This window comes from Asticcacaulis sp. (genome assembly GCA_024707255.1).
Classification (GTDB): domain Bacteria; phylum Pseudomonadota; class Alphaproteobacteria; order Caulobacterales; family Caulobacteraceae; genus Asticcacaulis.
Window position 1 is genome coordinate 114,903 of record JANQAC010000001.1, and the last position, 21,720, is coordinate 136,622.

Sequence of the window (21,720 nt, forward strand, 5' to 3'; positions counted from 1 at the left end):
GATATTTGCTATTGATGATAAAATAAGGTAGCTTTCTTTCATCGATATCTAATTGTCTGCTGTTTTGTTTCGCACTTAAAATAAAGTGCATCGAGCGAACCCCCATTCAAAAATTTACCGAGAGGCATCCGAATATTTCGTTCGGCTGCGTATACACATGCTATTTGAAAGGGTTCATTATGAGCACCGGAACAGTTAAGTGGTTTAATCCGACAAAGGGCTTCGGCTTCATCGAGCCGATCGATGGCGGCCAAGACGTATTCGTTCACATCAGCGCCGTTGAACGCGCCGGTATGCGCAGCCTCAACGAAGGCCAGAAGGTCTCCTATGAGATGGCGCGCGACTCAAAGTCCGGCAAGATGTCGGCTGAGCAGCTCGAAAACGCCTAAGCTGTAAAGCTTGGATGGAAAGGCCGGTCCTGCGAGGGACCGGCCTTTTTTTATTGCGCCAGCACCTGCCGCATAAAACCTGGCAGGTCTGCATCGCTGAAACCGAACACATAAAGGCTGTTCGGATTGGGCTTGCCGTCGATAGTGCTCAGGAAATCATTGTCGCTGGCGATCCACAGGGTGTGCGTGAAAGCGACAAGACAAGCGATCAGCGGGCGCATAGGCAGGTCTCCATTTGGGAGTCCGCTTATGCGCATACCACGTGACAAGCCTGTGACAGTTAATGCTTCTGCGTCGCCGCCAAAACCAGGAACATGTAATTGGTCTCACCACCGCCCATGACATATTCCGTCTGCTGCCAGAAATAGGGCCATTTTTTCAGTTCCGGCAGATCGGGCCGGATCAGGGCCGTGCCGGAAATGACGCCGCCTGGGATATAGGACCAGTCGGCCCGGTTGGCGCCATAGGCGGTAGTGGCCGATTTTGCCCCGACTCCGGAGGCAAAGGACTCGGTATTTTCGCCCGGATGAACACCCAGAACGAAGTTCAGCGCCTCCATCTGCAATGCATCGGGCGTATATTGTGGCCACGCCTTGCGAACAAAATACTGGTCGACTCCGAACTTCTGGATATCCCAGCCAGCGCCCCAGATATAGGGCACGTAAGGGACGCCATATGGCGTCTTCGTCGCTTCGTCGGTGAGCCTGGTCTGCCAGGTTTTCACCGCCTCACCGACCTCACGATTGAAAGCCTTGTCCCTGATCAGCGGCATGGCCGGAGCCAGCACCGCACCGGTCTGGTCGATATGCGCCACGATTTCCGGTTTGAGCGCGACCAGCCGTTTCAAGGCCGTGGCGTCATGCGTCGTCTGGGCCAGTTCGGAGAGAACAAAAACCTTTGCCTGCAAATCCGTGGCGCGGTCATAGGCTTTATCATAAAGATCGCGTGAGGCGGCCAGGGCATCGGCGGCCATTTTCGGATTGGTGGGGGTCAGCACGCGCGCCGCCGTTGCCAGTTGCGCCGCCGTCGTCAGTTCGCGGTTGGGGTTGTCCTCGGTGAAGACATAGCGGTCGTCCGGAATGGATGAAGTCCTGGCCGTGCGCTCACCTTTTGGCAGCGCCGGGTCGTAATCGAGATTATCGGTCTGGCTCGATACATCACCGAGCAGGGTATATTGCTCAAGCGTCGGCTCGATAATGCCGCGATAGGTCCGCCCCAAAGCCTTGTAGCCGCCCAGCACCGACAGCAGCCCGTGCTCGATCTGCTGAAGGGCGTCGTTCCGGCCATCGGGCTGGTGGATTTCGGTCACCTTCTTCGCCTCGTCGATCGTGGTGGCGTCGTAATCCAGACCAAATTCCTCGACCATCTTCGACAGTAGCCACACCGTCCCCATCTGGCTTTCGACACGCAAGTCATAATCGCCGGCATCATGCCAGCCGCCGGCATTGAGCCCCGGCACATGCTCGCCCGGCTGATATTTCGTAAGCGTCGAGCCGCCCTGCAGATAACCGTCGAAATGATTGAAATTAATCGGCGCCATGCGAACATCGTCCTCGTGGTCGAGGCCATGCCAGGTGCGGTACTTCTCTTTCACCAGCATATGGCACATCTGGACCGGCAGAAAATATTCCAGGGTCGGCTGCCAGACATGGCGGTCGTAGACATCGTCGGCGATGCGGAACACGCCGGTCGCTTCGCCGCGATATTCCAGTTCGTACATGCCGGGATCTGTCACGGCCGTGAGATCGGCCGTCAGGTAGTTGTAGCGCAGGAATTGCCCCCAGGGCTTCGGCGTATAGCGCGCGACCTCGTCACGGCCGTTCGCGGTCATGCGATAGAGGATCAGCGGATCGGCCTGGGTGTCGCGCTTGTCCTGCTCGATGATAATGGTCTTGGCCTGCTCCGGCCGATAGCCAACCTGGCTGACCTGCACTACCGGTGTGTAGCGCCAGTCCGGATCGATATTCGGCGTGATCGTCCAGGTGATGGCATCCTTTGTGGCGCCAGGTTTGGTGATTTCGCGGACAATATACCAGCCATTATTGAAATTACCGCGGCCGTCGATCAACTCCAGTTCGCCGGTCTGGCTCCGGATCGTCATGCGCTGTAGCGGATTTTCGGGCGCCACGGTAAGGGATTTGCCTTCGGCCAGAGGCGCGGTGATGATCTGGCCATGGTCATTTTCCATGCCGCCATTGGCCTGGCGCGGGAAAATACCACTCTGCTGATCCATCAGCCACGACTTGCCGAAAAGATCGGTCGGGAACAGCTCGAAATTGAAGCCGACCTTGCCTTCCCAATTGGACGGCAGCGGCTTGTCGAGATCAACCGACACCTGGAAAGCGTTGCCCTCCAGCGGCGTGACGCGCACATGGTAGCTAAAATTCAGATCGGGGTAGTCGATCGGATTGAAGCCCTTGCGGTTCTTTGACTCGTCCGGATAGTGCAGCGCCTGGCTGATGCTGTTGGTGGCGGCATCGACCACCGGCTTGCCATCCCCCGCCGGCATTGGGGACCACTGGCCGGGAGACGGCTCCAGTCGCAGGTCGCCATTGGCCGCCACGCGTACGCCGTGCTGAATAACGGTGACGCCGGTCTGGTGCCCATCCGGGTAGATGTCGGCAAAGACCGTGACGTTAAGCCCCGGCGCTTCAAAATAACCCTTGTCATTGAGCTTCAGGTTTGGCTCAGCCAGCGCCGCCCCCGCCATCAGGGACAGGCATGACACCGCCATCATCAGTTTGCTGATCTTCATGGTCTTCTCCCAATCTGCCCTCTGGAAGCGGGGCATTGATATCGATTACAGGACTATAACGGAGGATCGCCTGATCACAAGAGCCCGTTTGACATGCAGGCTCCGCATCCCAATATTCAGGTCATGCAGACAGACTCCCCCTCCGTTCGGCTCGACGTATGGCTTTGGCGCGCCCGCTTTTTCAAAACGCGCGCGCTTTCGGCCAAAGCGTGCGAAAGCGGCCATATCCGGCTGGAGCGCTTCGGCAAGATGACACGAATTGAAAAAGCCTCCGCCTCGATCAGGCCCGGCGACCGCCTGATTTTCGCCATAGGCACCCGCCTGTTCGACATCATCGTGCAGGATGCCGGGGAACGGCGTGGCCCCGCGACAGAGGCCCAAAGCCTTTACCGGCAAGCCTCTGCGGCGGCTGACACGGATACTAATGCCTCGAATTAGAACAAATCGGGTTTCGCACCGCGCCTGACTCTTGACACAGCGGCCTTATCTGAGCATGACGCACACATTCCTAAGTTTGTAATCGAGGCTTTAGACTATGACCTACATCGTTATGGACCCTTGCGTGAAATGCAAGTTCATGGACTGCGTGGAAGTCTGTCCGGTCGATTGCTTCTACGAAGGCGAGAACTTCCTGGTCATCAATCCGGACGAGTGCATCGATTGCGGCGTCTGCGAACCGGAATGCCCGGTCGACGCCATCAAGCCGGACACCGAGGACGAGGGCACCAAGTGGCTGGAGATCAATACCAAATACGCCGCCGTCTGGCCCAATATCTCGGAAAAGGGCACCCCGCCGGCCGACCGCGAGGACTATGAGCGCGAAACCGGCAAGTTCGAGAAATACTTCTCCGAAAAGCCCGGAGATGGCAAATAAGCCGCTTGCCGCTTTGGCCGGGGCTTCTGCTTTACCTCGCCCTTATCCATCTTGTGACATGGCACGCCTGGCGACTTGATAAAAGAAACGCCGTTATGCGAGAAAGTCGCATTTCCGAACGCACGCTTTTAACCCTCTGCTGGCTCGGCGGATGGCCAGGCGCCTTGATTGGCACACAGGTTTTTCGCCATAAAGGCAGCAAAAAAGCCTTTATTCACAAGGTTTATCTCGCAGCAGGCTTTCAAGCGGCGCTTCTCTGCGCTACGCTGCTGCTGATGTGGCAGCCTGTGTGAGCGCTAACGTAGCCGCCCTTTATTTCGCCGTAAATTTGTGATATACATGTCATATTGCAAGAGTCGCACGGCCCGCTTCTTGTCCTTCATGGATAAACCCAGACCACACGATCCGCGCAAATCTTCGTTTGTTTCAGGCGTTCAGACCTGCGCTTCGCGCGGGTTTTAAATGCACCATCGACGCAGGTCGGATGACAACCTTGTCTTAGTTGAGAAATAGCGCACATCCATCATCCCCATGAGGGCTCTCCTGAGGATGATTCTGTGCGCTCGCGTGCCACCTTCAGCCCCTCCTCGGTTGCTGGAGCGAGACGCCTTGACGCCTATGAGACCCGATTGTCCGCCGGTTTGCCCCAACCTCTCGAAAGGTTCGCCATGTCCGACACCCTCACCCTTTCCCGTCACGATTTCACCGTAGGCGACAAGGTCGTCTATCCTGCCCATGGCGTGGGCCAGGTTGCGGCGATCGAGACCCAGGAAGTGGCTGGCTACACTCTCGAAGTGTATGTGGTTACCTTCGATCATGAAAAGATGACCCTGCGCGTGCCCACCAAGAAGGCCAAGGTGGCCGGCCTGCGCCATCTCGCCCACGAAGCCATTATGTCGCAAGCCCTGGTGACCCTCAAGGGTCGCGCCCGTATCAAGCGCACCATGTGGTCGCGCCGCGCCCAGGAATATGAAGCCAAGATCAATTCCGGCTGCCTGGTCTCGCTGGCCGAGGTCGTCCGCGATCTTTACCGCTCCGACAGCCAGCCCGAGCAATCCTACTCGGAGCGTCAACTCTATGAATCGGCCCTCGACCGCATGGCCCGCGAAGTGGCGGCCATCGAAAAGATCGACCGCGACTCGGCCGTGGCCATCCTCAACAAGAACCTGACCAAGGCTGCCTAAGCCTTTTCCCATTTTGAAATGAAAAAAGCCTCCCAGTTCCCGCCGGGAGGCTTTTTTACAAGCCTCACAAGAAACTCAGACGGCAAAAAATGCCGTTTTACCCTTGACCTCGCCGGCCCATTTGCCTATAGAACCGCCTCTCGCGCGGCGGACAGGTGTCCGGACGTGCTCATATATTCGTTTTAATCGAAGGTATATCCCATGTCGCGTCGTTGCGAACTGACCGGTGTCGGTCCTATGGTCGGCCACAGCGTCAGCCACTCGAACATCAAGACCAAGCGCCGCTTCCTGCCGTCGCTTCGCCAGATCAACCTGCAATCCGACGCGCTCGGCGCTTCGTTCCGCCTGAAGATCTCGAACGCTGCCCTGCGCACGCTCGACTTCAAGGGCGGCCTGGATGCCTTCATCGTCAAGGCTGACGACGCCAACCTGTCGATCCGCGCCCGTCGCCTGAAGAAGCAGATCAAGGACAAGCTGGCCGAAACCGCCGCTTAATCCCTGCGAGATATCGAACACATGAAAAACCCGGCCACAGCGCCGGGTTTTTTGTTGCCTGAAGTACTCTGAAAGACCGATCAATTTCAGAAATCAGCCGGAACCCGGCCTCGATCCGCGCCATGACACCTGCCTCAACAGGAGGTCTCATGCCCGATTTTCATACACTCAATATCATCACCCATATCACCACAGGCTCACTCGCTATTTTGGCCGGCCTGCTCATACTGTCCCGCCCGAAAGGGGATAAAGCGTAAGCATTCGGCGTAGGCCGCAGGTGGGGTTATGCCGCCTTCTGTTCGAGTTGGCGGAGCCGCTTCCAGTTCCAGGGCAGGAGGTCGTCTATTCGGTTGGCTGGGTGAGCGGCGATACGGTCGAGGACGTCCGCCAGCCAGGCCTGGGGATCAATGTCGTTGAGCTTTGCCGTGACGATAAGGCTGTACATGGCAGCGGCCCGCTGACCGCCGCGGTCAGAGCCTGCAAACAACCATGATTTTCGACCCAGGGCGATGCCGCGCAGGGCGCGCTCGGCAGCATTGTTGCTGAGGCAGATTCGTCCATCATCGAGGAAGCGCGTGAAGGCCGGCCAGCGCTTCAGCATGTAGTCCATGGCCTTGGCAAGGTCGTTGCCGCGCGCCAGCTTGGCGCGTTGCGTCACCACCCAGGCATGGAGGTCATCGACCAGGGGCGCAGATGAAACCTGACGTACAGCCTTGCGCTCCTCAGCGCTCTTGCCGTTGATCGTGCGCTCGATATCGAACAGGGCATCCATGCGACGCACCATCTCCAGCGCCATAGGCGATAGGACGGAGGCCACCTTGCCTTGCGCCACGCGACGCGCATTTTGCTCTGCATCAGCCATGGCAAAGAAGGGCCGCCTGGCATGAACCCAGCAGGCCGCCTCCAGGATCGGTCCCGGCCTTCGTTCCGAAAGATAGAGCTTGCTGTAACCGCCATAGGCATCGGCCTGAAAGATGCCGTGCCATGTTTTCAGGTGGTCCTGTGGATGCTCCGCCGTTCGATCCCTTGAATAATAAAACATGGCTGACGGCGCCGATGTGCCGCCGAAGGGCTTGTCATCGCGAACATAGATCCATATCCGCCCCGTGTCGGTCTTGCCTTTTGCAAGCACGGGCACCGTCGTATCGTCACCGTGCAGGCGTCCGGCCGCAAAGGTGTGGTCTTCGATCCGGCGGATGAGGGGATCGAGCACGGCGCAACAGGCGCCGACAGCATCGGCGGCCGTGGACAGGCTGATGGGCACGCCTTCCTTCTCGTAGCGCATGATTTGCCGATTCAGGGGCTGATGCTGGCCGAACTTCTCAAACAGCATCATGGCCAACAGGTTCGGCCCGGCCCAGGCTCTGGGGATGGTGTGGAAGGGGGCTGGCGCCTGGCTGATCTTCTCACAGTCCCGGCAGGTGAACGTCTCGCGCACATGCTGGATCACCTTCCACTGGCGTGGAATGACCTCCAGGGTTTCAGTAACGTCCTCGCCAAGCTTGCGCAGACGATCCCCGCCACAACAGGCGCAGGCTGTGGGACCAGGCACGACAACCCGCTCACGCGGCAGATGCTCGGGGAAGGCCCGGCGCGCCGGCTTATTGCGCACGAAGCCTTCGACCGTGGAGGTTTTGGTGGCAGCGGCCTGCGACGCCAGTTCCGCCTCGGTCGCGGTCGCCTCGATCTCTTCGAACGTCATTTCCATCTGATCGATCAGACGGACACTACGTTCCGAGCGCGGACCGTACAGCGCGTTCTGGAGCTTGGCGATGACCAGCTTCTGGTGCGTGATGGTCGCCAGGGCGTCAGCATTTTCCGCCTTGGCGGCCGCCAGCTCGGCTTGCGCATGAAGGAGCTTCGCCTCCAAAGCGACCACATTGTCCGGAGTGATTTGGGGCGTCGTTTCCATGCCGAAGTGAATCACAAAACCCCTATCTTGCAAAGGAATTTTACGGCTCTCAACCCAATAAACATGCCCGTTCAGCCGACACTTTCCGGCTTCCATGTCATCTGCGGATTGCGCCAATCGATCCCTTCCAGGAGATAGCCCAGTTGGGCTGGCGAGATACTGACACTGCCATCCTTGACGGCCGGCCAGATGAAACGGCCCCGGTCCAGACGCTTGTAAAACAGGCAGGCGCCTTGGCCATCGTGCCAGATGATTTTGATCTTGTCGCCCTGGCGGCCACGGAAGACAAACAGGTGCCCGCTCGATGGATCACGCTTCTGGCTCTCCTGGATCATCAGGGCCAAACCGTTATAGCCCTTTCGCATGTCGGTATGGCCCATCGCCAACCACACCCGAACACCGGCCGGAACCGGGATCATAGCCGTCTGGGCGACACCGCCGCCACCACGTCAGCAGCAAATCGAGCGCCGGCTGAGACCGGAATCCGGATCAACGATCCATCGGGCATAACGATCTCGACCATGCCCTTGGTACATCCACTTGCACGCTTCGGCGTCTTGGCCTCCGTGTCCTTGCCAGGACCTGAAAGGGCCGGCACCAAAGCCACGCCAGCCTCCGGCGTCACCGTGACCGCAACGAAATCTCCGGCAGCCTCATTCACACGTTCTGCCGCAAGGCCATCCCGCCAGCGATATATCTGGTGGTTTTGAAGGCCATGCCGCCGTGCTACGGCCGAAACACTGGCCTCTCCCGAAAACGCCTCGTCCACAATTTGACGCTTCTCTTGCCAACTCCAGGTCCGGCGCTGAACATATATCCCGCTTGTAGCCATCGACAAAACTTTCCAGCACCAGTGCCGGCACTACTGCCAGCACTACCTACAGGCAGATAACTGCGCGAAACAAAGGCGAATGAACAAGGCGGCCCTCGCCGGAGGCTTACGATAAAGCCCACAGGGTGACAGGACGAGTAACGCTGGCCTTGGCCATCCTGTGCGTCTCCACCGCCCTGATCGGCGCCTTCATTTTCCGCGGCAAACTGGATCTCATGGGCGCCAGCCTCATCATCAGCTACAACCTCTGGGCCGGGATGCGCGCCCTGAAGCTCAGGGACAATGGACGACGGACGGCCGATTTGGTGCCCGCCATTGGGGTCTTTATTCTGGGCGTCGGTCTGGTCGCCCTGTCGCAGCTCACTGAACGGCTCAACTGGCCACTCACTCTCGTCTATTCGATCGCCGGCAGCCTGCTGACATTCGGGGCATGGGACATGATACGCACCCTGCTCCCCTCGCGCTGGCGCCTGTGGCTGAATCCCGCTGAACACGCTTTCCGCATGACCGGTCTGATCGGCGCCCTGGCTTCGGTTGCCGCCGCCACCCTCGCGCCCTCACCTTATGTCGCGCTGGGTGTTTCTGGCGGCGGCACCCTCATCGCCTTCGTGTTTGCTTTCCGCGCCGCCCGGAAGGCGCTCGGCGTCACGCCTTCGGCCGCCTTGAACGCCCGATTGAAAGCCGACAGCGAATTGTAGCCGACTGCCAGAGCAAGGGCCAATATGGTGTCATCCTCATCGATGCGCGCCTTGAAGGCGCTGATACGGTAGCTATTGAGCCAGGTGCTGAAATTGCGCTGGCCTTCGCCCAGATGGATAACCCGGCGCAGGCGGTGCTCAGGCACATCCAGGCGCCGGGCCAGGCTCGATAAGGTCAGGCCGGGATCATCATAGACCTCGGCTATAACCTCACGAAGGCGGCGCAGCACCTGTTGTTCACGGTTGTCGAGCGGTGCCTTCCGTTCGTGTGACGTAACCGCCAGATCGCCACCAAAGCCAACGGCCGCAAAGATCATAAGGCAGGTCAGTGCGGCGGCAGCCGGCACAGCCCAAATGGCGCCGCCCAGGGTCGAGGCCAGGGCCACAACGGCACCCGTCAGGGCGGAGAACCCCAGAGCCCAGAAGCGGACATTCCGCCGAGCCACGACCAGATCATCCGGCAGACCACGCCATACAATGATCGGCAATTCCAGAAACAGCCCCAAACTGAGCAGGTTCGACACAGCGCCTGTCCAGACTGGGGCGCCCGCCCGCACCGCCAGTCCTGACGCCAGCAACAGGACCAGCAACGCTATCTCCATCCAGGGATGGCGCCGCGGCGCTTCAAATCCGGCGCGAATGGCGCGATTGCACGCCAAAGGTGCCGCCAGAACGACGGGCAGCAGAAAACGCAGGGCCTCCGGAAAGGCGGCATGGAGAAAATAGGCCGCGCCTGACAGGAGGCTGAGAGCCAGTTCTCCTCGTCCGGGCAATTGCGTCCGCCGCCAGATGAGCAGTCCCATCAGCAACTGGCATGAAGCCGCGGCTGGCGCCAGAATAGTCAGCATCAGGGCATCCAGTCGAAGATCAGCAGTTTCGACATGCCGTCTGCCTTTACGCTGTCGCTGACCAGGAAGATACGGTATCCGGTCGCGGTTTTGACCGATGCGACACCTTCGAAATTATCGACCGGCAGGGGCGGCGTGATCTTGACAAGATCGCTGACTACGGTGAGCGTTTCGCCTTCCAGATGCAGCAGGCGCAGCACATTGCGCGGGCCGGTGATGGGGTCATAATAGCGATAGAGGCCAAGTATATCGTGATCGCGGCGTGGATCGCCGTAATCGACGACGGCCAGCGAGGTCATCATATAGAGAAAGCCAGGCGTAGCGGGACCGTGGATTTCGCTACAAGTATTGAGCGCGAGTCCGCAGCGCCAGAAGCCACCCCCTTCGACACCGATCAGCAGGGCATCGCCCTTCGGTTCCTGGATATAGGTGACCGCCTCCATGCCGAGGTTCGGCGGAAAGCTCGGCAGTCCACCCAATGGCAGGGTTTCGCCCGCCCGTTTCCAGGGAACGACTTTTCCCGGTGCGGCAAATTTCATTACACGCTGATGCCCCTCGAAAGAGACATAGCGATCTCCGCTTAGCGGATCGACCGTCATACCCTCCGAGATCGGCCTCATTCTTGTAAGCGAAACGTTTGCCATCCGAATCGAGCAAAGGATCGATTTCCAAAGGACTGTCGAGATAGCCGCCCTTGCCATCCTCCTTCAGCTCGAATTGCGCCATGGCGCCGAAATCGCTGACGGCTTCCGCTTTCAGCGTGTCGCCATCTGGAAACAGGTGCAGATCGGACAGGCCCACCAGTTCGGATGTGCCTTTTGCCACCAGTTCATAACCACCGACATAGCGCACCTTCGGATTGACCGGTTTCGGGTCGCTGCCCTTCAAGGCACGAAAACTGACAGTGGGCCTTTGCAGATAGGGCAAGGGCTCGGCAGTGGCAGAGGTGGCGAGAAGGGTAAGACCAAGGAAAATGCTAGTTGAACTCTTCATCATGGGCCGCAATTGCCTCTTCTACCGTCGCAAACCATTCAATATCTGGATTAGATATGAAGCTAACCAACATGTCTGCCTGGTAATGGTTATGCTGATCCATTGCCGCAACAGCATTATCTTCATTCGCAAAGGTTGATAACTGCACGGCGAATAAATTGCGCCCGATCTTTTCCTGACAGATATAAATCTGCACACCGTCAGCCTTCGGTTTATAGACTTTATGTTCCAGAAATAACTGTGTCATGGGGCTAAAGAGTTATTTCTCTTCGAAGAGTTCAGTCAGTTTGTCCATAAGCCCGCCGGCCAGATGCTCGACATCGATCAGGGTCAGGGCACGCTTGTAATAACGCGTCACATCGTGGCCGATTCCAATGGCGACCAGTTCCACATGCCTTCCGGATGCTTTGGGCGCCGTCTCGATATCAGTAATCACTTTGCGCAGATGGTTTTCGAGATAATGCCCGCTGTTTACGCTCAACGTCGAGTCATCGACCGGGGCTCCGTCCGAGATCACCATCAGGATTTTGCGTTGTTCCGGCCGTCCCGCCAGCCGTGAATAAGCCCATTGCAGGGCCTCGCCGTCGATGTTCTCTTTCAACAGCCCTTCGCGCATCATCAGGCCGAGGTTCTTGTGCGTACGGCGCCAGGGATTATCCGCCGCCTTGTAGATGATATGGCGCAGGTCATTAAGCCGCCCGGGATTGGCCGGCTTGCCCGCCCGCACCCAGGCTTCGCGTGACAGTCCCCCCTTCCAGGCCTTGGTGGTAAAGCCCAGTATCTCGACCTTGACGCCGCAGCGCTCCAGGGTCCGCGCCAGCACGTCGGCGCAGATGGCGGCCACCATGATAGGCCGGCCGCGCATAGAGCCGGAATTATCAAGCAACAGCGTCACCACCGTATCGCGGAACTCGGTGTCCTTTTCCTGCTTGAAGCTGAGCGGTGCGGAAGGGTCGGTGATCACGCGCGTCAGCTTTGCGGCATCGAGCACACCTTCTTCGAGATCGAACGACCAGGAACGGCTCTGCTGGGCCAGCAGCTTTCTTTGCAGGCGATTGGCCAGGCGCGACACGACCGACGCCATGTTGGCCAGTTGCGCGTTCAGGAAACCACGCAAGCGCTCCAGCTCTTCCGGATCGCACAGTTCCTCGGCGGTGATGACCTCATCAAACTGCTTGGTATAGACCTCGTAGTCCTTCTTGACGTTGGCTTCCGGCTGGTCATTCTCGCGGCGCTCGGCCTCACCGGCTTCGCCATCAGGCGTCTCATCGGTTGAGGACTCTGAGGCCATCTGCGGGTCGCCCTGCATCTGGGTGTAGTCGTCCTCGCCCTCCTGCGGCTGGTCCTGGCCGGTCTGTTCCTCCGGCTGATCCTGTTGCGACTGGCTGTCGTCCTGCTCGTCCTTTTCCGGGGCGTCTTCCTTCGGGCTGTCGCCTTCGCTCTCGCCCTCCTCGCCTTCGTCCTTCTCGTCCTCGGCGTCCTGGCTGTCGTCCTTTAGGTCGAGCGCCGTCAGGATATGGCGCGCCTGTTTGTTGAACGTTTTCTGGTCGTGGATCAGGCTGGCCAGCTTTTCCAGTCCGTCGCCAGTCTTTTCCTCGATCTCGGCGCGCAGCAGATTGACCACGCGCTGCACCGATTGTGGAATCGGATCGCCGGTGACCGCTTCGCGCGCCATCAGACCGAGGATTTCCGGCAGGCCGATCTCGTCCTTGTCTTCCTTGCGATAGAGGCCCGACCGTTCGAGATCGGCTTCCTGAGCCGCCAGCAGATTGCTGCGTACGCCCATCATGGCGCGGGCACCGATCGCTTCCAGCCGGGCTTCTTCCAACGCATCGAAGGCATCAGCGCTGATATCGTCACGCGGACGCGCACGGGCATGAAGAGCGTCGTCGTGGTGGGCACGTTTCAACGCTAACCGGTCAGCCTGGCCACGCACACGCTGGGCCAGTTTCGGCGCCAGATCACGCGGCGGATGCGGCAGGATCAGCTTGTTGCCATCGATACGTGGGCCATCGGAACCGAAGACCACCTCCAGCTCAGCATCCTCCGCCAGCGCCCGGGTGGAATGCACCAGCGCTTTCTTGAACGGTTCGGACAGGATGGTCGGCTTGTTGGCCATGGGGCTTTAGCGTCTTTCTCCTCCCCTGCGTTAGCGGGGGGAGGTGGCGGGCTTGTCCCGCCGGAGGGGGCAAGACGGACGGCGGGGTCGCCCCCTCCGTCACGGACTTCGCCGTGACACCTCCCCCGCTTCGCCAAGGCTCGCAAGGGAGGAAAAGATTAGATGACCTTCACCTTCAGCGCCGATTCCTTCACATCGGTGCCGAAGGCGCGCTGGTAGAACTCGGCCAGGGTATGGCGCTCCAGTTCATCGCTCTTGTTGAGGAAGGAAAGGCGAAAGGCCAGTTCGGGATCATTGTTGAAAATCAGGGTGTTCTGCGCCCAGGTGATGACCGTCCGCGGCGACATGACTGTGGAGATATCGCCATTGGCGAAGGCCGAGCGCGACATGTCAGCCACGCGCACCATGGCGTCGATCATGCCCTTCTTTTCTGGCGTATTGAATTCCGGCACCTTGGCCAGCACGATCTCGACCTCGGCCTCGTGGCTGAGATAGTTGAGCGTGGTCACCAGCGACCAGCGGTCCATCTGGCCCTGGTTGATCTGCTGGGTACCGTGGTAGAGGCCGGTGGTATCGCCGAGACCAATCGTATTGGTGGTGGCGAACAGGCGGAAATATGGGTTCGGCTTGATCACCTTGTTCTGGTCGAGCAGGGTCAGGCGGCCCTGCGCTTCCAGCACGCGCTGGATGACGAACATCACGTCCGGGCGGCCGGCATCGTATTCATCGAACACCAGGGCCACCGGGCGCTGCAAGGCCCACGGCAGAATACCTTCCTTGAACTCGGTCACCTGCTGGCCATCCTTCAAGACGATGGCGTCCTTGCCGATAAGGTCGATCCGGCTGACATGGCTGTCGAGGTTGACGCGGACCAGCGGCCAGTTCAGGCGCGCGGCGATCTGCTCGATATGGGTCGACTTGCCGGTGCCGTGGAAGCCTTGCACCATGACGCGGCGATCGAAAGCGAAGCCGGCGCAGATGGCCTGGGTCGTCTGCGGATCGAAACGGTAGGCCGTGTCGATATCCGGCACATGTGGATCACGGTGCGTGAAGGCCGGCACCTGCATGTCGATATCGATGCCGAACACATCGCGGACATTGACCTTTTTATCAGGCACATGGGACAGCAGCGGATCAGGATATTCAAGCTCGGCGGACATATAATCAGGCTTTCGGCGGCAAGGGTGTACGGGTTTCAGCTAAGACTTTAGCCCTCAGGAAACAACCCGTAATTTCGCGCCGCGCGAAGTTTTTTGCTTAAGGCTCGTCCGGGTACTGATAGCTGACCAGCTTGTCGAGAAACGGCGCCGCTTCAATATCCTCCATAGTGGTGCGGGCCGGCCAGTTATTGACATGATCGAGCCAGCCGATGCGCGCTTCCATGCCGTACTGGATACGCGGCTCCAGCACTTCGGGATGATCGAAGGCGCCGATGGAAATCGCCATGCCGTCTGGCGCCTCATAGGTCAGGGGCGTGCCGCAGTCTGGGCAGAAACCGCGATTGACCAGGTTGGACGAGGCAAAGCGTTTCGGCTCGGCCTTCGCCCAGTGGAAATCCGTGCCGCGCACCGAGACCAGTGGCGCGAAGACATTGCCGAACGCTTTCTGGCACATGCGGCAATGGCAGATGGAGGCATCCGGCAAGGGACCGGTCACTTCAAAACGGATGGCGCCGCACTGGCAGCCGCCTTTCAGAATTGTGTTCATGAGCGTCTTCATACGCATTTATAGCGCAATATTCCGGCAGCAGCCGCATCTCTTTTCTGCTAGATGCCCTCCATGAAAATCACTGAACTGGACAATCCCGCCTGGTCGGCCCTCACCGGCCGTCATTCCCATCTGGCCATTGGCGATGGCCCGGTGCGGCGCTATCCGGCCGAGATCTCCCCTTTCGCCGCTATTGAAACACCCGACGCTCTGCCGGTTCTGGCCGAACGCATGGCCGAGGGCGAAACAGCCGTGTTATGGTCGCCGGAAGAACTGGACACACCGGAAGGCCTGGATCTGCTGGTGCATTTCCCAATCCTGCAAATGGCGGGCTATGACTTCCGGGCCGCCGGTGTGGCTGATGACGCCCAGGCGCTGACGGCTGGGAATGTGGACGAGATGATCGCCTTGACCACCCTGATGAAGCCAGGCCCGTTCGGTGCGCGCACCATCGAGATGGGCAGCTATATCGGCGTGTTCGCAGAGGGCCAACTGGTGGCCATGGCCGGCGAGCGCATGAAGCCGGCGGATTTCACCGAGATCAGCGCCATCTGCGTCCATCCGGATTTTCAGGGCCGCGGCCATGCCCGCCGCCTGACCTCGATCCTGGGCAAGCGCATCGTCGCCGATGGCCGCGTGCCGTTTCTAAATGTTTTGCCGGAGAATACGCCGGCCATCGGGCTCTATGAAAGCCTGGGTTTTGCCCTGCGTCGACGGATGCACGTCCATCTGTTCCGCAAGCCGGGCGGAGACGTGGCTGATGATCCGTTCTTCAGCAGTTTGTAAGTCCCTAACAGAGAAAACCGGGAGATTTGAGTCGAGTAGCAGGCGGCAAGCGACGGCTGTTGTATGCTTATACAGCCTAGCGCAGCCAACGCACTACACGGCCAAAGACCCTGGTTTTCAGGCTAGGGACATTTTTTTCAGGATCTTATACGCCTTGATGACCCGTTGTAGCTTGTCCTCGGCCGAACGGTCGCCGCCATTGTTATCCGGGTGGCAACGCTTGAGCATTTCGGTGTAGCGCACACGGATTTGCTCAGCCGTGGCGCCGACTTCGAGATCGAGATCGGCAAAGGCGCCGCGTTCGATCTTGCCGTACTGGCGTTCGGACTGCACACCCTTTTCCTTCATTGGGGCCGCGCCGGCGCCAAAAACACTATGCGGATCATAGAATCCGCCGGCCTTGGTGCCCTTGGTGGCGAAGTTTGCCGCTTCACGGCTGACGCGCGAAGCGCGGAAAGCCCAGGTCGGGCGGTCACCCGTGGCAATGGCCTCGCGGTGGCGGCGGGCCTCGCCTTCGCTCATGCCGGCGAAGAAGTTCCAGTTCTTGTTGTATTCGGCCGCATGATTCATGCAGAAATTATAATGCTCGTTCATCATTTCGCGCGACTTTGGCGCCTTGGCCGTTGCGGCCTTGTGGCACTCCGGCCATTCGCACGGCTTTTCACCGGGCTTAAGTTGCAGCACGTCGTCTTCGGCACGACGTGTTTTTTCCTCGCCTTCCTTTGGCGGGCGAATACGCATATCCATGCCGAGACGCGGCTTGTACTTAAATCCTTCGCTCATATCTTGAAATATGATCCTTAAATCTTAAAAGACGCTGACATCCGTTCCATACCCAGAAAGTGAGGCAGAATATGGGAATCATAGCCGACCGCCTGAAGGCGAAGCTCAACCAGGCTCTCGCCCCGCAGCAATTGGAGATTCATGACGACAGCGCCAAACATAGTGGACATGCGGGCGCGCGTGAAGGGGGCGAGAGTCATTTTTCCGTGCGTGTGGTATCCGAGCGCTTCGAAGGGCTGAACCGAGTGGCCCGCCAGCGCCTGATCAATACCACCCTGGCCGAGGAACTGGCAGGCCCGGTCCATGCGCTTTCCCTGCAAACCCTGACACCGGCCGAGGCCGAGACGCAGGACCGGACATAGCGACTTGACGCGCCGCACCAAACGCCCTAGTGCGGCCCTGTGCCAATGGTGCCCGCGCGTCAAACCCGCGGGATAATAGGGAATCGGGTTGAAATCCCGGACTGTCCCCGCAACTGTAAGCGCCGAGCGAGCGACACATGTCACTGGTCATTACCGGGAAGACGTCGTCCGCGTTCGAGGTGCGAGTCAGGAGACCTGCCTTGGCTGTCGTCCTTTGCGTGGCCGGGAAGTGCAGCGCGAGCGGTTCAAGCCTCATGCCGAAAAGTGGATTGCCACTTTTCGGATAAACGTGACGGCGTCTGAAAAAACCGAGAGACGATACCTTGTGAGCCGTAACCGGCGCAGGCTTCGTCATGCGCGTTTACGGCTTTCGTTTCTGACTGAAAGACCGATAATGCGTCATCGTAAAACCGCCCTTATCATCTCCACGACCCTGCTGGCTGTGCCCGTTTTCGCGCACGCCGATGAGGCACCGACGGAGATCATTGTATCCGTCACGCGCGAAACCCTCCCGGTTTCCAAGATCGGCCAGAGCGTCGATGTCCTGACCGATGCCGACATCAAATCGTATCAGTCACTGTTCGTCGCCGACCTGTTGACGCACACGACTGACCTGAGCCTCGCCCGCAATGGCGGCCCCGGCTCGGCCACAACGGCTTCAATCCGCGGCGCCGGCGCCGATCACACGCTTTACATGCTGGATGGCGTGCGCCTGAATGATCCGTCGCAGGTCGGCGGCGGCACCAATCTCGGCCTGGTCAGCACCGATGACGCGTCTCGTATCGAAGTGCTTCGCGGGCCGCTTTCCACCCTGTGGGGCTCAGGCGCCATGGGCGGCGTGGTCAGCCTCACCTCGCGCACCCCCACCCGACCGCTGGAAGGCGATCTGCGCGTTGAAGGTTTCGATGAATATGGCTCGGCCCGCGCCGGCATTGGCGGCAAACGGGGCGGCCTGACCTGGCGCCTGTCGGGCAGCACCTACAATGATCGTGGTGTATCGACCTTCGCCGGCGGCACCGAAAAGGACGGCTTCACCCAGACCACGCTGAACGGCAAGCTACGTTACGACATAAATGAGGCCCTCAGCCTCCAGGTATTTTCAACCACCAGCCACAGCCGCACCGACTTCGATGGGTATAACCCTCAGCCGCCCTATGATTTTACCGATACCGGCGATTTCGGCAAGAACGACACCACCCTGTCGGTTATAGCCCTCACCCATCGCTTCACGAAAGGCGAACAGGTTCTGTCAGTCAGCGTCACTGACAATGACAGCAACAATTACAATCCCGACCATACGCCGAATTTCGTCGCCAATGGCCATATCGAGGCGGCCGACTATCACATTGGCTACCGCCTCAGCGACGCCACCCGTTTGCTCGGCGGCCTGAGCTATGAACGCGATACCATGCGCGTGGCCTATCCGGCGAGTTGGGATCCCAACCCCGTGCCGCTCAGGGCGGCTTCAACGCTTGCCAGCGTTTACGGCCAGGTGACGCACGATTTCGGCCCGCTCGACGTGGCCGTGAGCGCCCGTCACGACGATGCTTCGTCCTTCGGCGCCAATGACATCGCCCAGGTCACCGTCAATGCGCCGCTGGGCGATCGCTTACGCTTCCATGCCAGCGCCGGCCAGGGCGTCAAGGTGCCCAGCCTCTACCAACTCTACAGCGATTACGGCACGGACTCGCTGATTGAGGAGAAATCCATCACGCTCGATGGTGGTCTCGATTACGGCTTTGATGGCGGCCTGTTCAGTGTCAGCCTGTTCACCCGTTCGGTGCGCGATCAGATCGACTTCGTCTATGACGGCTGCCGTTCCGATCAACCCTACGGCTGCTACGGCAACATTGGCCGCACTGAGACCCGCGGCGTCGAGTTAGAAGTATCAAAAGACCTCACGGACACCCTGCGCCTACGTGGCAATTACAGCTTCCTGCACGCCCGTGACGGCAATGACGGCCTGTTGCCGCGCCGCCCGAACCAGATGGGCAGTATCGACCTGGCCTGGACCGCCACCGAGAAACTGAACCTGGGTCTTGGGCTGCGCCATGTGGGTGAAGGTCTAGACACGGCTTTTACGGGAATGCTGAAAGCCTATGACCTGGCTGACCTGCGTGCCGATTATGCGCTCAATGACACCTTAAGCCTCTACGGTCGTATCGAAAATGCCGGTGATGCCCGCTACCAGACGGCCGGAGGCTATGGTCAAACCGGACGCCGGGTGTGGATGGGCATCCACGCCAGGTTCTTCTAAACTAAGGTGGCGCGGCGCATAAACGCCGCGCCGCTCAAGTTCTTACCGTCTGCGGCCAGTCAGACTTTCCGCCGCTCTTGGCGGTGACTTCGATGCCTTCGATCCGCATGGCCTTATCCACCGCCTTCAGCATGTCGTAAAGCGTGAGCGCAGCTATGCTGGCGGCCGTCAACGCCTCCATCTCCACACCGGTCTGGCCGGTCGTGCGGACCTCGGCCTCGATATCGAAGCCCGGCAGGTCGTCATTAATGGCAATCCGCACAGCGGCCTTGCTGAGCGGCAAAGGATGACAGAGCGGAATGAGGTTCGCGGTCTGCTTGGCGGCCATGATCCCCGCCAGTTCGGCCGTCGAGATTACCGCCCCTTTCGGCGTTTTGTTTTCACGCACCAGCACGACGGTTTCCGCCGAGCAGATTAGCCGTCCGCGCGCCATGGCCGTCCGCGCTGTTACCGCCTTGTCGGAGACATCGACCATGCGGGCGCGGCCCTGCGGGTCCAGATGGGACAGGTCACTCATGTCTTACTCCAGCGCTTCAAGTCATCGGCATCGCCTGTTGTCGGCTCCACCCAACGGTCGGTCTGCGGCCCGACTTCGCGCTTCCACAGGGCCGCTTCGGATTTCAGCCGGTCCATCATATAGTCCACCGCGTCAAAAGCCGCCCGCCGGTGCGCGCTGGCCGCGGCGACGAAAACCACCGGCTCGCCGGCCCGCACTTCGCCGCAGCGATGATGAATACTGAGGGCGCGAATATCAGATCGCGCCGCCGCAGCATCGGCTATGTCCTGGATCGACGCCTCGGTCATGCCGGGATACCAGTCGAGATAGAGATAATCGACCTGTTTTTCTTTTTGGGCCCCTTTTGCCGCTTCCCGCACCACGCCGGTAAAGGCCGTGACAGCCCCCAGCCGGCCAAACCGTGCCAGAAAATGGCTGTGAACCGCCGCCGGATCAAATCCCGTCGGCAACAGGCGAACCTCCATTTCCATCATCAGCCTCCGGAAAATACCGAGAAAAAGGCCACCTCATCGCCATCATGCAGGGGCCGGTCTTCCGTCACCACTATCTGATTGACGCTCATGCGCAACCGTCCATCGTCTTCGCCGTCAAAAAGCCGCAGGCGCAGGGCAAACAGGCTCAAGCCTTCCGGCGGTAAGGCCATCGCCAGACGGCGCTTGCCAAGGCTATCCGCCACACGGCCAAAAAAGAGAATATCGATCATAGCCTGTCTTTACACCATAGATGGCGTCGGGTTGCAAAAAATAGCGTTACACGGGTGCTTCGCCCTTGCTAAAAGCCGCATAACACGCTCAATACGTTCTCCAATTATCGCCAGCCTGCCGGAATATCCATGAGTCTGTCCAATTATCGACTGCTACGTTTTCTGGCACGCGTGGCGGCTTTCGGAAAGAAGAACGGCGCCCTGCCCCTGCCGGAACCCAGCGATCCGGCCTCTTTCAAGGTGCTTTTGCACCGCCCGCAGGTCAAGCTGGATACGGACGGCCTGAAAAACTTTTACGCCGGTAAACGTATACTCGTCACCGGCGCCGGCGGGTCTATCGGCTCTGAAATCTGCAAGCAGGTGCTGGCCCTGGGCGCTGCCCATGTCAGCCTGATCGATCACTCGGAACTGGCGCTCTACGAAATCGACCGCGCCATCAAACTTGAGTTTCCCGGCAGCGAACGCGCCCGCCCCTTCCTGTGCAGCGTCCGGCGCAAGGAACGGATCGCCGCCGTGGTCGCGCAGCAGAAGCCGGATGTCATCTTCCATGCTGCCGCGCTCAAACATGTGCCGATGGTGGAGTTGAACCCCAGCGAAAGCGTGCTGACCAATGTGCTGGGCACGCAATATGTCATCGATGCCGCCAAGGCCGCCGGCGTCAAGCAACTGGTGCTGATCTCATCCGACAAGGCCGTGGCGCCGTCTTCGCTGATGGGGGCCACCAAGCGCCTGGCCGAGCACCTGATCCGCACGCAGATTTCAGATACCCACCAGGCGTGCGTCGTGCGTTTCGGCAATGTGCTGGGCTCGACCGGTTCGGTCGTACCGCTGTTCAAGTCGCAGATCGAACGCGGTGGGCCGATCACCCTCACCGACCGCGATGTCGAACGCTATTTCATGACCATTTTCGAGGCGGTGCAACTGGTGCTGACCGCCGCGATGACCAATGCCGGCACGCCGGAACATTCCGGGCTTTATATCCTGGAAATGGGCACGCCGGTGAAGATCCACGACCTCGCCACCCGTATGATCAAGCTTTACGGCCTGCGCCCGGAGAAGGACATCAAGATTACCTTCACCGGCCTGCGCGAAGGCGAGAAGATCACCGAAGCGCTGGTCGATGACAATGAAGTGCGCCGCCTGCTGCTTCCGGGTATTTTCGAGGTCGTTAACCAGGCGCATGTCGCCCCGGTCGCCGAAGAGGTGATGCAGACGCTTTACGGCCTGGCCCAGGGCGGCCACGATGATGAGGCCAAGACCATGGTGTTTAATCTCGTCAATTCGCTTCGGGAATAAAAAAGCCGGCCTGACGGATCAGGCCGGCTCCGGGTCAGGTGCGGCAGGGGAAAACCGCGCCTGAAATGTGTTATTCGATGTAAGGATCTTCGGCATCCGGATCGTCAGTGGTATGAAACTCATACCAGATACCGTTGAGAATACCGACGGCGACGGCCAGGCCAACACCCAATATCCATGAAAAATACCACATAGCTGTGTCCTTCTGAG

General features: G+C 59.5%; 26 protein-coding genes and 1 riboswitch. Of the genes, 10 read left to right on the forward strand and 16 right to left on the reverse strand.

Annotation, left to right across the window (positions count from 1 at the left end; genetic code table 11):
* Positions 1-179: 179 nt before the first annotated feature.
* Positions 180-389: a cold-shock protein gene (locus tag NVV72_00485; GenBank protein ID MCR6657873.1), complete on the forward strand. Its 210-nt coding sequence runs from the start codon at positions 180-182 to the stop codon at positions 387-389.
* Positions 390-439: 50 nt separating this feature from the next.
* On the opposite strand, the gene NVV72_00490 is transcribed toward NVV72_00485, so the two are convergent.
* Positions 440-610: a hypothetical protein gene (locus NVV72_00490; GenBank protein ID MCR6657874.1), complete on the reverse strand. Its 171-nt coding sequence runs from the start codon at positions 608-610 to the stop codon at positions 440-442.
* A 59-nt stretch (positions 611-669) separates the two neighbouring features.
* Positions 670-3,144 carry a glycoside hydrolase family 9 protein gene (locus tag NVV72_00495; protein MCR6657875.1) on the reverse strand — a complete coding sequence of 825 codons (2,475 nt, stop codon included), beginning with the start codon at positions 3,142-3,144 and terminating at the stop codon, positions 670-672.
* Between the two features lie 93 nt (positions 3,145-3,237).
* On the opposite strand from NVV72_00495, the gene NVV72_00500 reads away from it, so the two are divergent.
* From NVV72_00500 to rpmB, 5 genes are all read left to right on the forward strand, one after another.
* On the forward strand, positions 3,238-3,582 hold the full coding sequence (locus tag NVV72_00500; protein ID MCR6657876.1) for an RNA-binding S4 domain-containing protein: 345 nt from the start codon (positions 3,238-3,240) through the stop codon (positions 3,580-3,582).
* Between the two features lie 97 nt (positions 3,583-3,679).
* Entirely contained in the window at positions 3,680-4,018 is a 339-nt protein-coding gene (locus tag NVV72_00505) for a ferredoxin family protein (protein MCR6657877.1), read from the forward strand.
* Between the two features lie 53 nt (positions 4,019-4,071).
* Complete coding sequence (locus NVV72_00510) at positions 4,072-4,311, forward strand: DUF1294 domain-containing protein (GenBank protein MCR6657878.1); 240 nt, start codon at positions 4,072-4,074, stop codon at positions 4,309-4,311.
* A 375-nt stretch (positions 4,312-4,686) separates the two neighbouring features.
* Positions 4,687-5,202 carry a CarD family transcriptional regulator gene (locus NVV72_00515; protein MCR6657879.1) on the forward strand — a complete coding sequence of 172 codons (516 nt, stop codon included), beginning with the start codon at positions 4,687-4,689 and terminating at the stop codon, positions 5,200-5,202.
* A 201-nt stretch (positions 5,203-5,403) separates the two neighbouring features.
* A complete protein-coding gene (gene rpmB, locus NVV72_00520) occupies positions 5,404-5,697 on the forward strand; it encodes a 50S ribosomal protein L28 (GenBank protein MCR6657880.1) in 294 nt (97 codons plus the stop codon).
* Between the two features lie 283 nt (positions 5,698-5,980).
* Here the strand turns inward: rpmB and NVV72_00525 are convergent, their stop codons facing one another.
* From NVV72_00525 to NVV72_00565, 9 genes are all read right to left on the reverse strand, one after another.
* Positions 5,981-7,609: an IS66 family transposase gene (locus tag NVV72_00525; GenBank protein ID MCR6657881.1), complete on the reverse strand. Its 1,629-nt coding sequence runs from the start codon at positions 7,607-7,609 to the stop codon at positions 5,981-5,983.
* Between the two features lie 71 nt (positions 7,610-7,680).
* Positions 7,681-8,028 (reverse strand): IS66 family insertion sequence element accessory protein TnpB, encoded by a 348-nt coding sequence (gene tnpB / locus NVV72_00530; GenBank protein MCR6657882.1) that lies wholly within the window; start codon positions 8,026-8,028, stop codon positions 7,681-7,683.
* On the reverse strand, positions 8,025-8,441 hold the full coding sequence (locus NVV72_00535) for a transposase (protein ID MCR6657883.1): 417 nt from the start codon (positions 8,439-8,441) through the stop codon (positions 8,025-8,027). Before NVV72_00535 ends, tnpB begins: the two co-directional genes overlap by 4 nt.
* Positions 8,442-9,003: 562 nt before the next feature.
* On the reverse strand, positions 9,004-9,987 hold the full coding sequence (locus NVV72_00540; protein MCR6657884.1) for an AraC family transcriptional regulator: 984 nt from the start codon (positions 9,985-9,987) through the stop codon (positions 9,004-9,006).
* The gene (locus NVV72_00545) at positions 9,987-10,586 is read right to left on the reverse strand and encodes a hypothetical protein (protein ID MCR6657885.1); all 600 of its coding nucleotides are present in this window, start codon (positions 10,584-10,586) and stop codon (positions 9,987-9,989) included. Before NVV72_00545 ends, NVV72_00540 begins: the two co-directional genes overlap by 1 nt.
* A 377-nt stretch (positions 10,587-10,963) precedes the next feature.
* Positions 10,964-11,227: a hypothetical protein gene (locus NVV72_00550; protein MCR6657886.1), complete on the reverse strand. Its 264-nt coding sequence runs from the start codon at positions 11,225-11,227 to the stop codon at positions 10,964-10,966.
* A 12-nt stretch (positions 11,228-11,239) separates the two neighbouring features.
* Positions 11,240-13,099, reverse strand: a complete 1,860-nt coding sequence (gene cobT, locus NVV72_00555) for a cobaltochelatase subunit CobT (GenBank protein MCR6657887.1) — start codon at positions 13,097-13,099, stop codon at positions 11,240-11,242.
* A gap of 158 nt (positions 13,100-13,257) precedes the next feature.
* Entirely contained in the window at positions 13,258-14,259 is a 1,002-nt protein-coding gene (gene cobS / locus NVV72_00560; GenBank protein ID MCR6657888.1) for a cobaltochelatase subunit CobS, read from the reverse strand.
* Between the two features lie 97 nt (positions 14,260-14,356).
* Entirely contained in the window at positions 14,357-14,806 is a 450-nt protein-coding gene (locus NVV72_00565; protein MCR6657889.1) for a GFA family protein, read from the reverse strand.
* A gap of 72 nt (positions 14,807-14,878) precedes the next feature.
* Between NVV72_00565 and NVV72_00570 the strand changes: the two genes are divergently transcribed.
* The gene (locus NVV72_00570) at positions 14,879-15,592 is read left to right on the forward strand and encodes a GNAT family N-acetyltransferase (protein MCR6657890.1); all 714 of its coding nucleotides are present in this window, start codon (positions 14,879-14,881) and stop codon (positions 15,590-15,592) included.
* Positions 15,593-15,709: 117 nt separating this feature from the next.
* On the opposite strand, the gene NVV72_00575 is transcribed toward NVV72_00570, so the two are convergent.
* Complete coding sequence (locus NVV72_00575; GenBank protein MCR6657891.1) at positions 15,710-16,375, reverse strand: J domain-containing protein; 666 nt, start codon at positions 16,373-16,375, stop codon at positions 15,710-15,712.
* Between the two features lie 71 nt (positions 16,376-16,446).
* Between NVV72_00575 and NVV72_00580 the strand changes: the two genes are divergently transcribed.
* Together NVV72_00580 and NVV72_00585 are read left to right on the forward strand one after the other, a co-directional pair.
* Positions 16,447-16,737, forward strand: coding sequence for a BolA family transcriptional regulator (locus tag NVV72_00580; GenBank protein ID MCR6657892.1), 291 nt, complete (start codon positions 16,447-16,449; stop codon positions 16,735-16,737).
* 29 nt (positions 16,738-16,766) lie between these two features.
* Positions 16,767-16,955, forward strand: a riboswitch (cobalamin riboswitch).
* Between the two features lie 176 nt (positions 16,956-17,131).
* On the forward strand, positions 17,132-18,994 hold the full coding sequence (locus tag NVV72_00585) for a TonB-dependent receptor (GenBank protein MCR6657893.1): 1,863 nt from the start codon (positions 17,132-17,134) through the stop codon (positions 18,992-18,994).
* Between the two features lie 34 nt (positions 18,995-19,028).
* Here NVV72_00585 and moaC read toward each other — a convergent pair whose 3' ends face one another.
* From moaC to NVV72_00600, 3 genes are read right to left on the reverse strand one after another with little or no spacing between them, the layout of a single operon-like run.
* Positions 19,029-19,511, reverse strand: coding sequence for a cyclic pyranopterin monophosphate synthase MoaC (moaC, locus tag NVV72_00590; GenBank protein MCR6657894.1), 483 nt, complete (start codon positions 19,509-19,511; stop codon positions 19,029-19,031).
* Complete coding sequence (locus NVV72_00595; GenBank protein MCR6657895.1) at positions 19,508-19,981, reverse strand: molybdenum cofactor biosynthesis protein MoaE; 474 nt, start codon at positions 19,979-19,981, stop codon at positions 19,508-19,510. Before NVV72_00595 ends, moaC begins: the two co-directional genes overlap by 4 nt.
* Before the next feature lie 2 nt (positions 19,982-19,983).
* Complete coding sequence (locus tag NVV72_00600; GenBank protein ID MCR6657896.1) at positions 19,984-20,214, reverse strand: MoaD/ThiS family protein; 231 nt, start codon at positions 20,212-20,214, stop codon at positions 19,984-19,986.
* Between the two features lie 129 nt (positions 20,215-20,343).
* On the opposite strand from NVV72_00600, the gene NVV72_00605 reads away from it, so the two are divergent.
* The gene (locus tag NVV72_00605) at positions 20,344-21,510 is read left to right on the forward strand and encodes an SDR family NAD(P)-dependent oxidoreductase (protein MCR6657897.1); all 1,167 of its coding nucleotides are present in this window, start codon (positions 20,344-20,346) and stop codon (positions 21,508-21,510) included.
* 70 nt (positions 21,511-21,580) lie between these two features.
* Here the strand turns inward: NVV72_00605 and cydX are convergent, their stop codons facing one another.
* Positions 21,581-21,703 carry a cytochrome bd-I oxidase subunit CydX gene (gene cydX / locus NVV72_00610; protein MCR6657898.1) on the reverse strand — a complete coding sequence of 41 codons (123 nt, stop codon included), beginning with the start codon at positions 21,701-21,703 and terminating at the stop codon, positions 21,581-21,583.
* Positions 21,704-21,720 lie beyond the last annotated feature (17 nt).

Excerpts from the sequence above, each read along its gene's own strand:
- NVV72_00485 (MCR6657873.1), top strand. The coding sequence starts at position 180 with ATGAGCACCGGAACAGTTAAGTGGTTTAATCCGACAAAGGGCTTCGGC.
- NVV72_00490 (MCR6657874.1), bottom strand. The coding sequence starts at position 610 with ATGCGCCCGCTGATCGCTTGTCTTGTCGCTTTCACGCACACCCTGTGG.
- NVV72_00495 (MCR6657875.1), bottom strand. The coding sequence starts at position 3,144 with ATGAAGATCAGCAAACTGATGATGGCGGTGTCATGCCTGTCCCTGATG.
- NVV72_00500 (MCR6657876.1), top strand. The coding sequence starts at position 3,238 with ATGCAGGCTCCGCATCCCAATATTCAGGTCATGCAGACAGACTCCCCC.
- NVV72_00505 (MCR6657877.1), top strand. The coding sequence starts at position 3,680 with ATGACCTACATCGTTATGGACCCTTGCGTGAAATGCAAGTTCATGGAC.
- NVV72_00515 (MCR6657879.1), top strand. The coding sequence starts at position 4,687 with ATGTCCGACACCCTCACCCTTTCCCGTCACGATTTCACCGTAGGCGAC.
- rpmB (MCR6657880.1), top strand. The coding sequence starts at position 5,404 with ATGTCGCGTCGTTGCGAACTGACCGGTGTCGGTCCTATGGTCGGCCAC.
- NVV72_00525 (MCR6657881.1), bottom strand. The coding sequence starts at position 7,609 with ATGGAAACGACGCCCCAAATCACTCCGGACAATGTGGTCGCTTTGGAG.
- tnpB (MCR6657882.1), bottom strand. The coding sequence starts at position 8,028 with ATGATCCCGGTTCCGGCCGGTGTTCGGGTGTGGTTGGCGATGGGCCAT.
- NVV72_00535 (MCR6657883.1), bottom strand. The coding sequence starts at position 8,441 with ATGGCTACAAGCGGGATATATGTTCAGCGCCGGACCTGGAGTTGGCAA.
- NVV72_00540 (MCR6657884.1), bottom strand. The coding sequence starts at position 9,987 with ATGCTGACTATTCTGGCGCCAGCCGCGGCTTCATGCCAGTTGCTGATG.
- NVV72_00545 (MCR6657885.1), bottom strand. The coding sequence starts at position 10,586 with ATGACGGTCGATCCGCTAAGCGGAGATCGCTATGTCTCTTTCGAGGGG.
- NVV72_00550 (MCR6657886.1), bottom strand. The coding sequence starts at position 11,227 with ATGACACAGTTATTTCTGGAACATAAAGTCTATAAACCGAAGGCTGAC.
- cobT (MCR6657887.1), bottom strand. The coding sequence starts at position 13,099 with ATGGCCAACAAGCCGACCATCCTGTCCGAACCGTTCAAGAAAGCGCTG.
- cobS (MCR6657888.1), bottom strand. The coding sequence starts at position 14,259 with ATGTCCGCCGAGCTTGAATATCCTGATCCGCTGCTGTCCCATGTGCCT.
- NVV72_00565 (MCR6657889.1), bottom strand. The coding sequence starts at position 14,806 with ATGAACACAATTCTGAAAGGCGGCTGCCAGTGCGGCGCCATCCGTTTT.
- NVV72_00570 (MCR6657890.1), top strand. The coding sequence starts at position 14,879 with ATGAAAATCACTGAACTGGACAATCCCGCCTGGTCGGCCCTCACCGGC.
- NVV72_00575 (MCR6657891.1), bottom strand. The coding sequence starts at position 16,375 with ATGAGCGAAGGATTTAAGTACAAGCCGCGTCTCGGCATGGATATGCGT.
- NVV72_00580 (MCR6657892.1), top strand. The coding sequence starts at position 16,447 with ATGGGAATCATAGCCGACCGCCTGAAGGCGAAGCTCAACCAGGCTCTC.
- NVV72_00585 (MCR6657893.1), top strand. The coding sequence starts at position 17,132 with ATGCGTCATCGTAAAACCGCCCTTATCATCTCCACGACCCTGCTGGCT.
- moaC (MCR6657894.1), bottom strand. The coding sequence starts at position 19,511 with ATGAGTGACCTGTCCCATCTGGACCCGCAGGGCCGCGCCCGCATGGTC.
- NVV72_00595 (MCR6657895.1), bottom strand. The coding sequence starts at position 19,981 with ATGGAAATGGAGGTTCGCCTGTTGCCGACGGGATTTGATCCGGCGGCG.
- NVV72_00600 (MCR6657896.1), bottom strand. The coding sequence starts at position 20,214 with ATGATCGATATTCTCTTTTTTGGCCGTGTGGCGGATAGCCTTGGCAAG.
- NVV72_00605 (MCR6657897.1), top strand. The coding sequence starts at position 20,344 with ATGAGTCTGTCCAATTATCGACTGCTACGTTTTCTGGCACGCGTGGCG.
- cydX (MCR6657898.1), bottom strand. The coding sequence starts at position 21,703 with ATGTGGTATTTTTCATGGATATTGGGTGTTGGCCTGGCCGTCGCCGTC.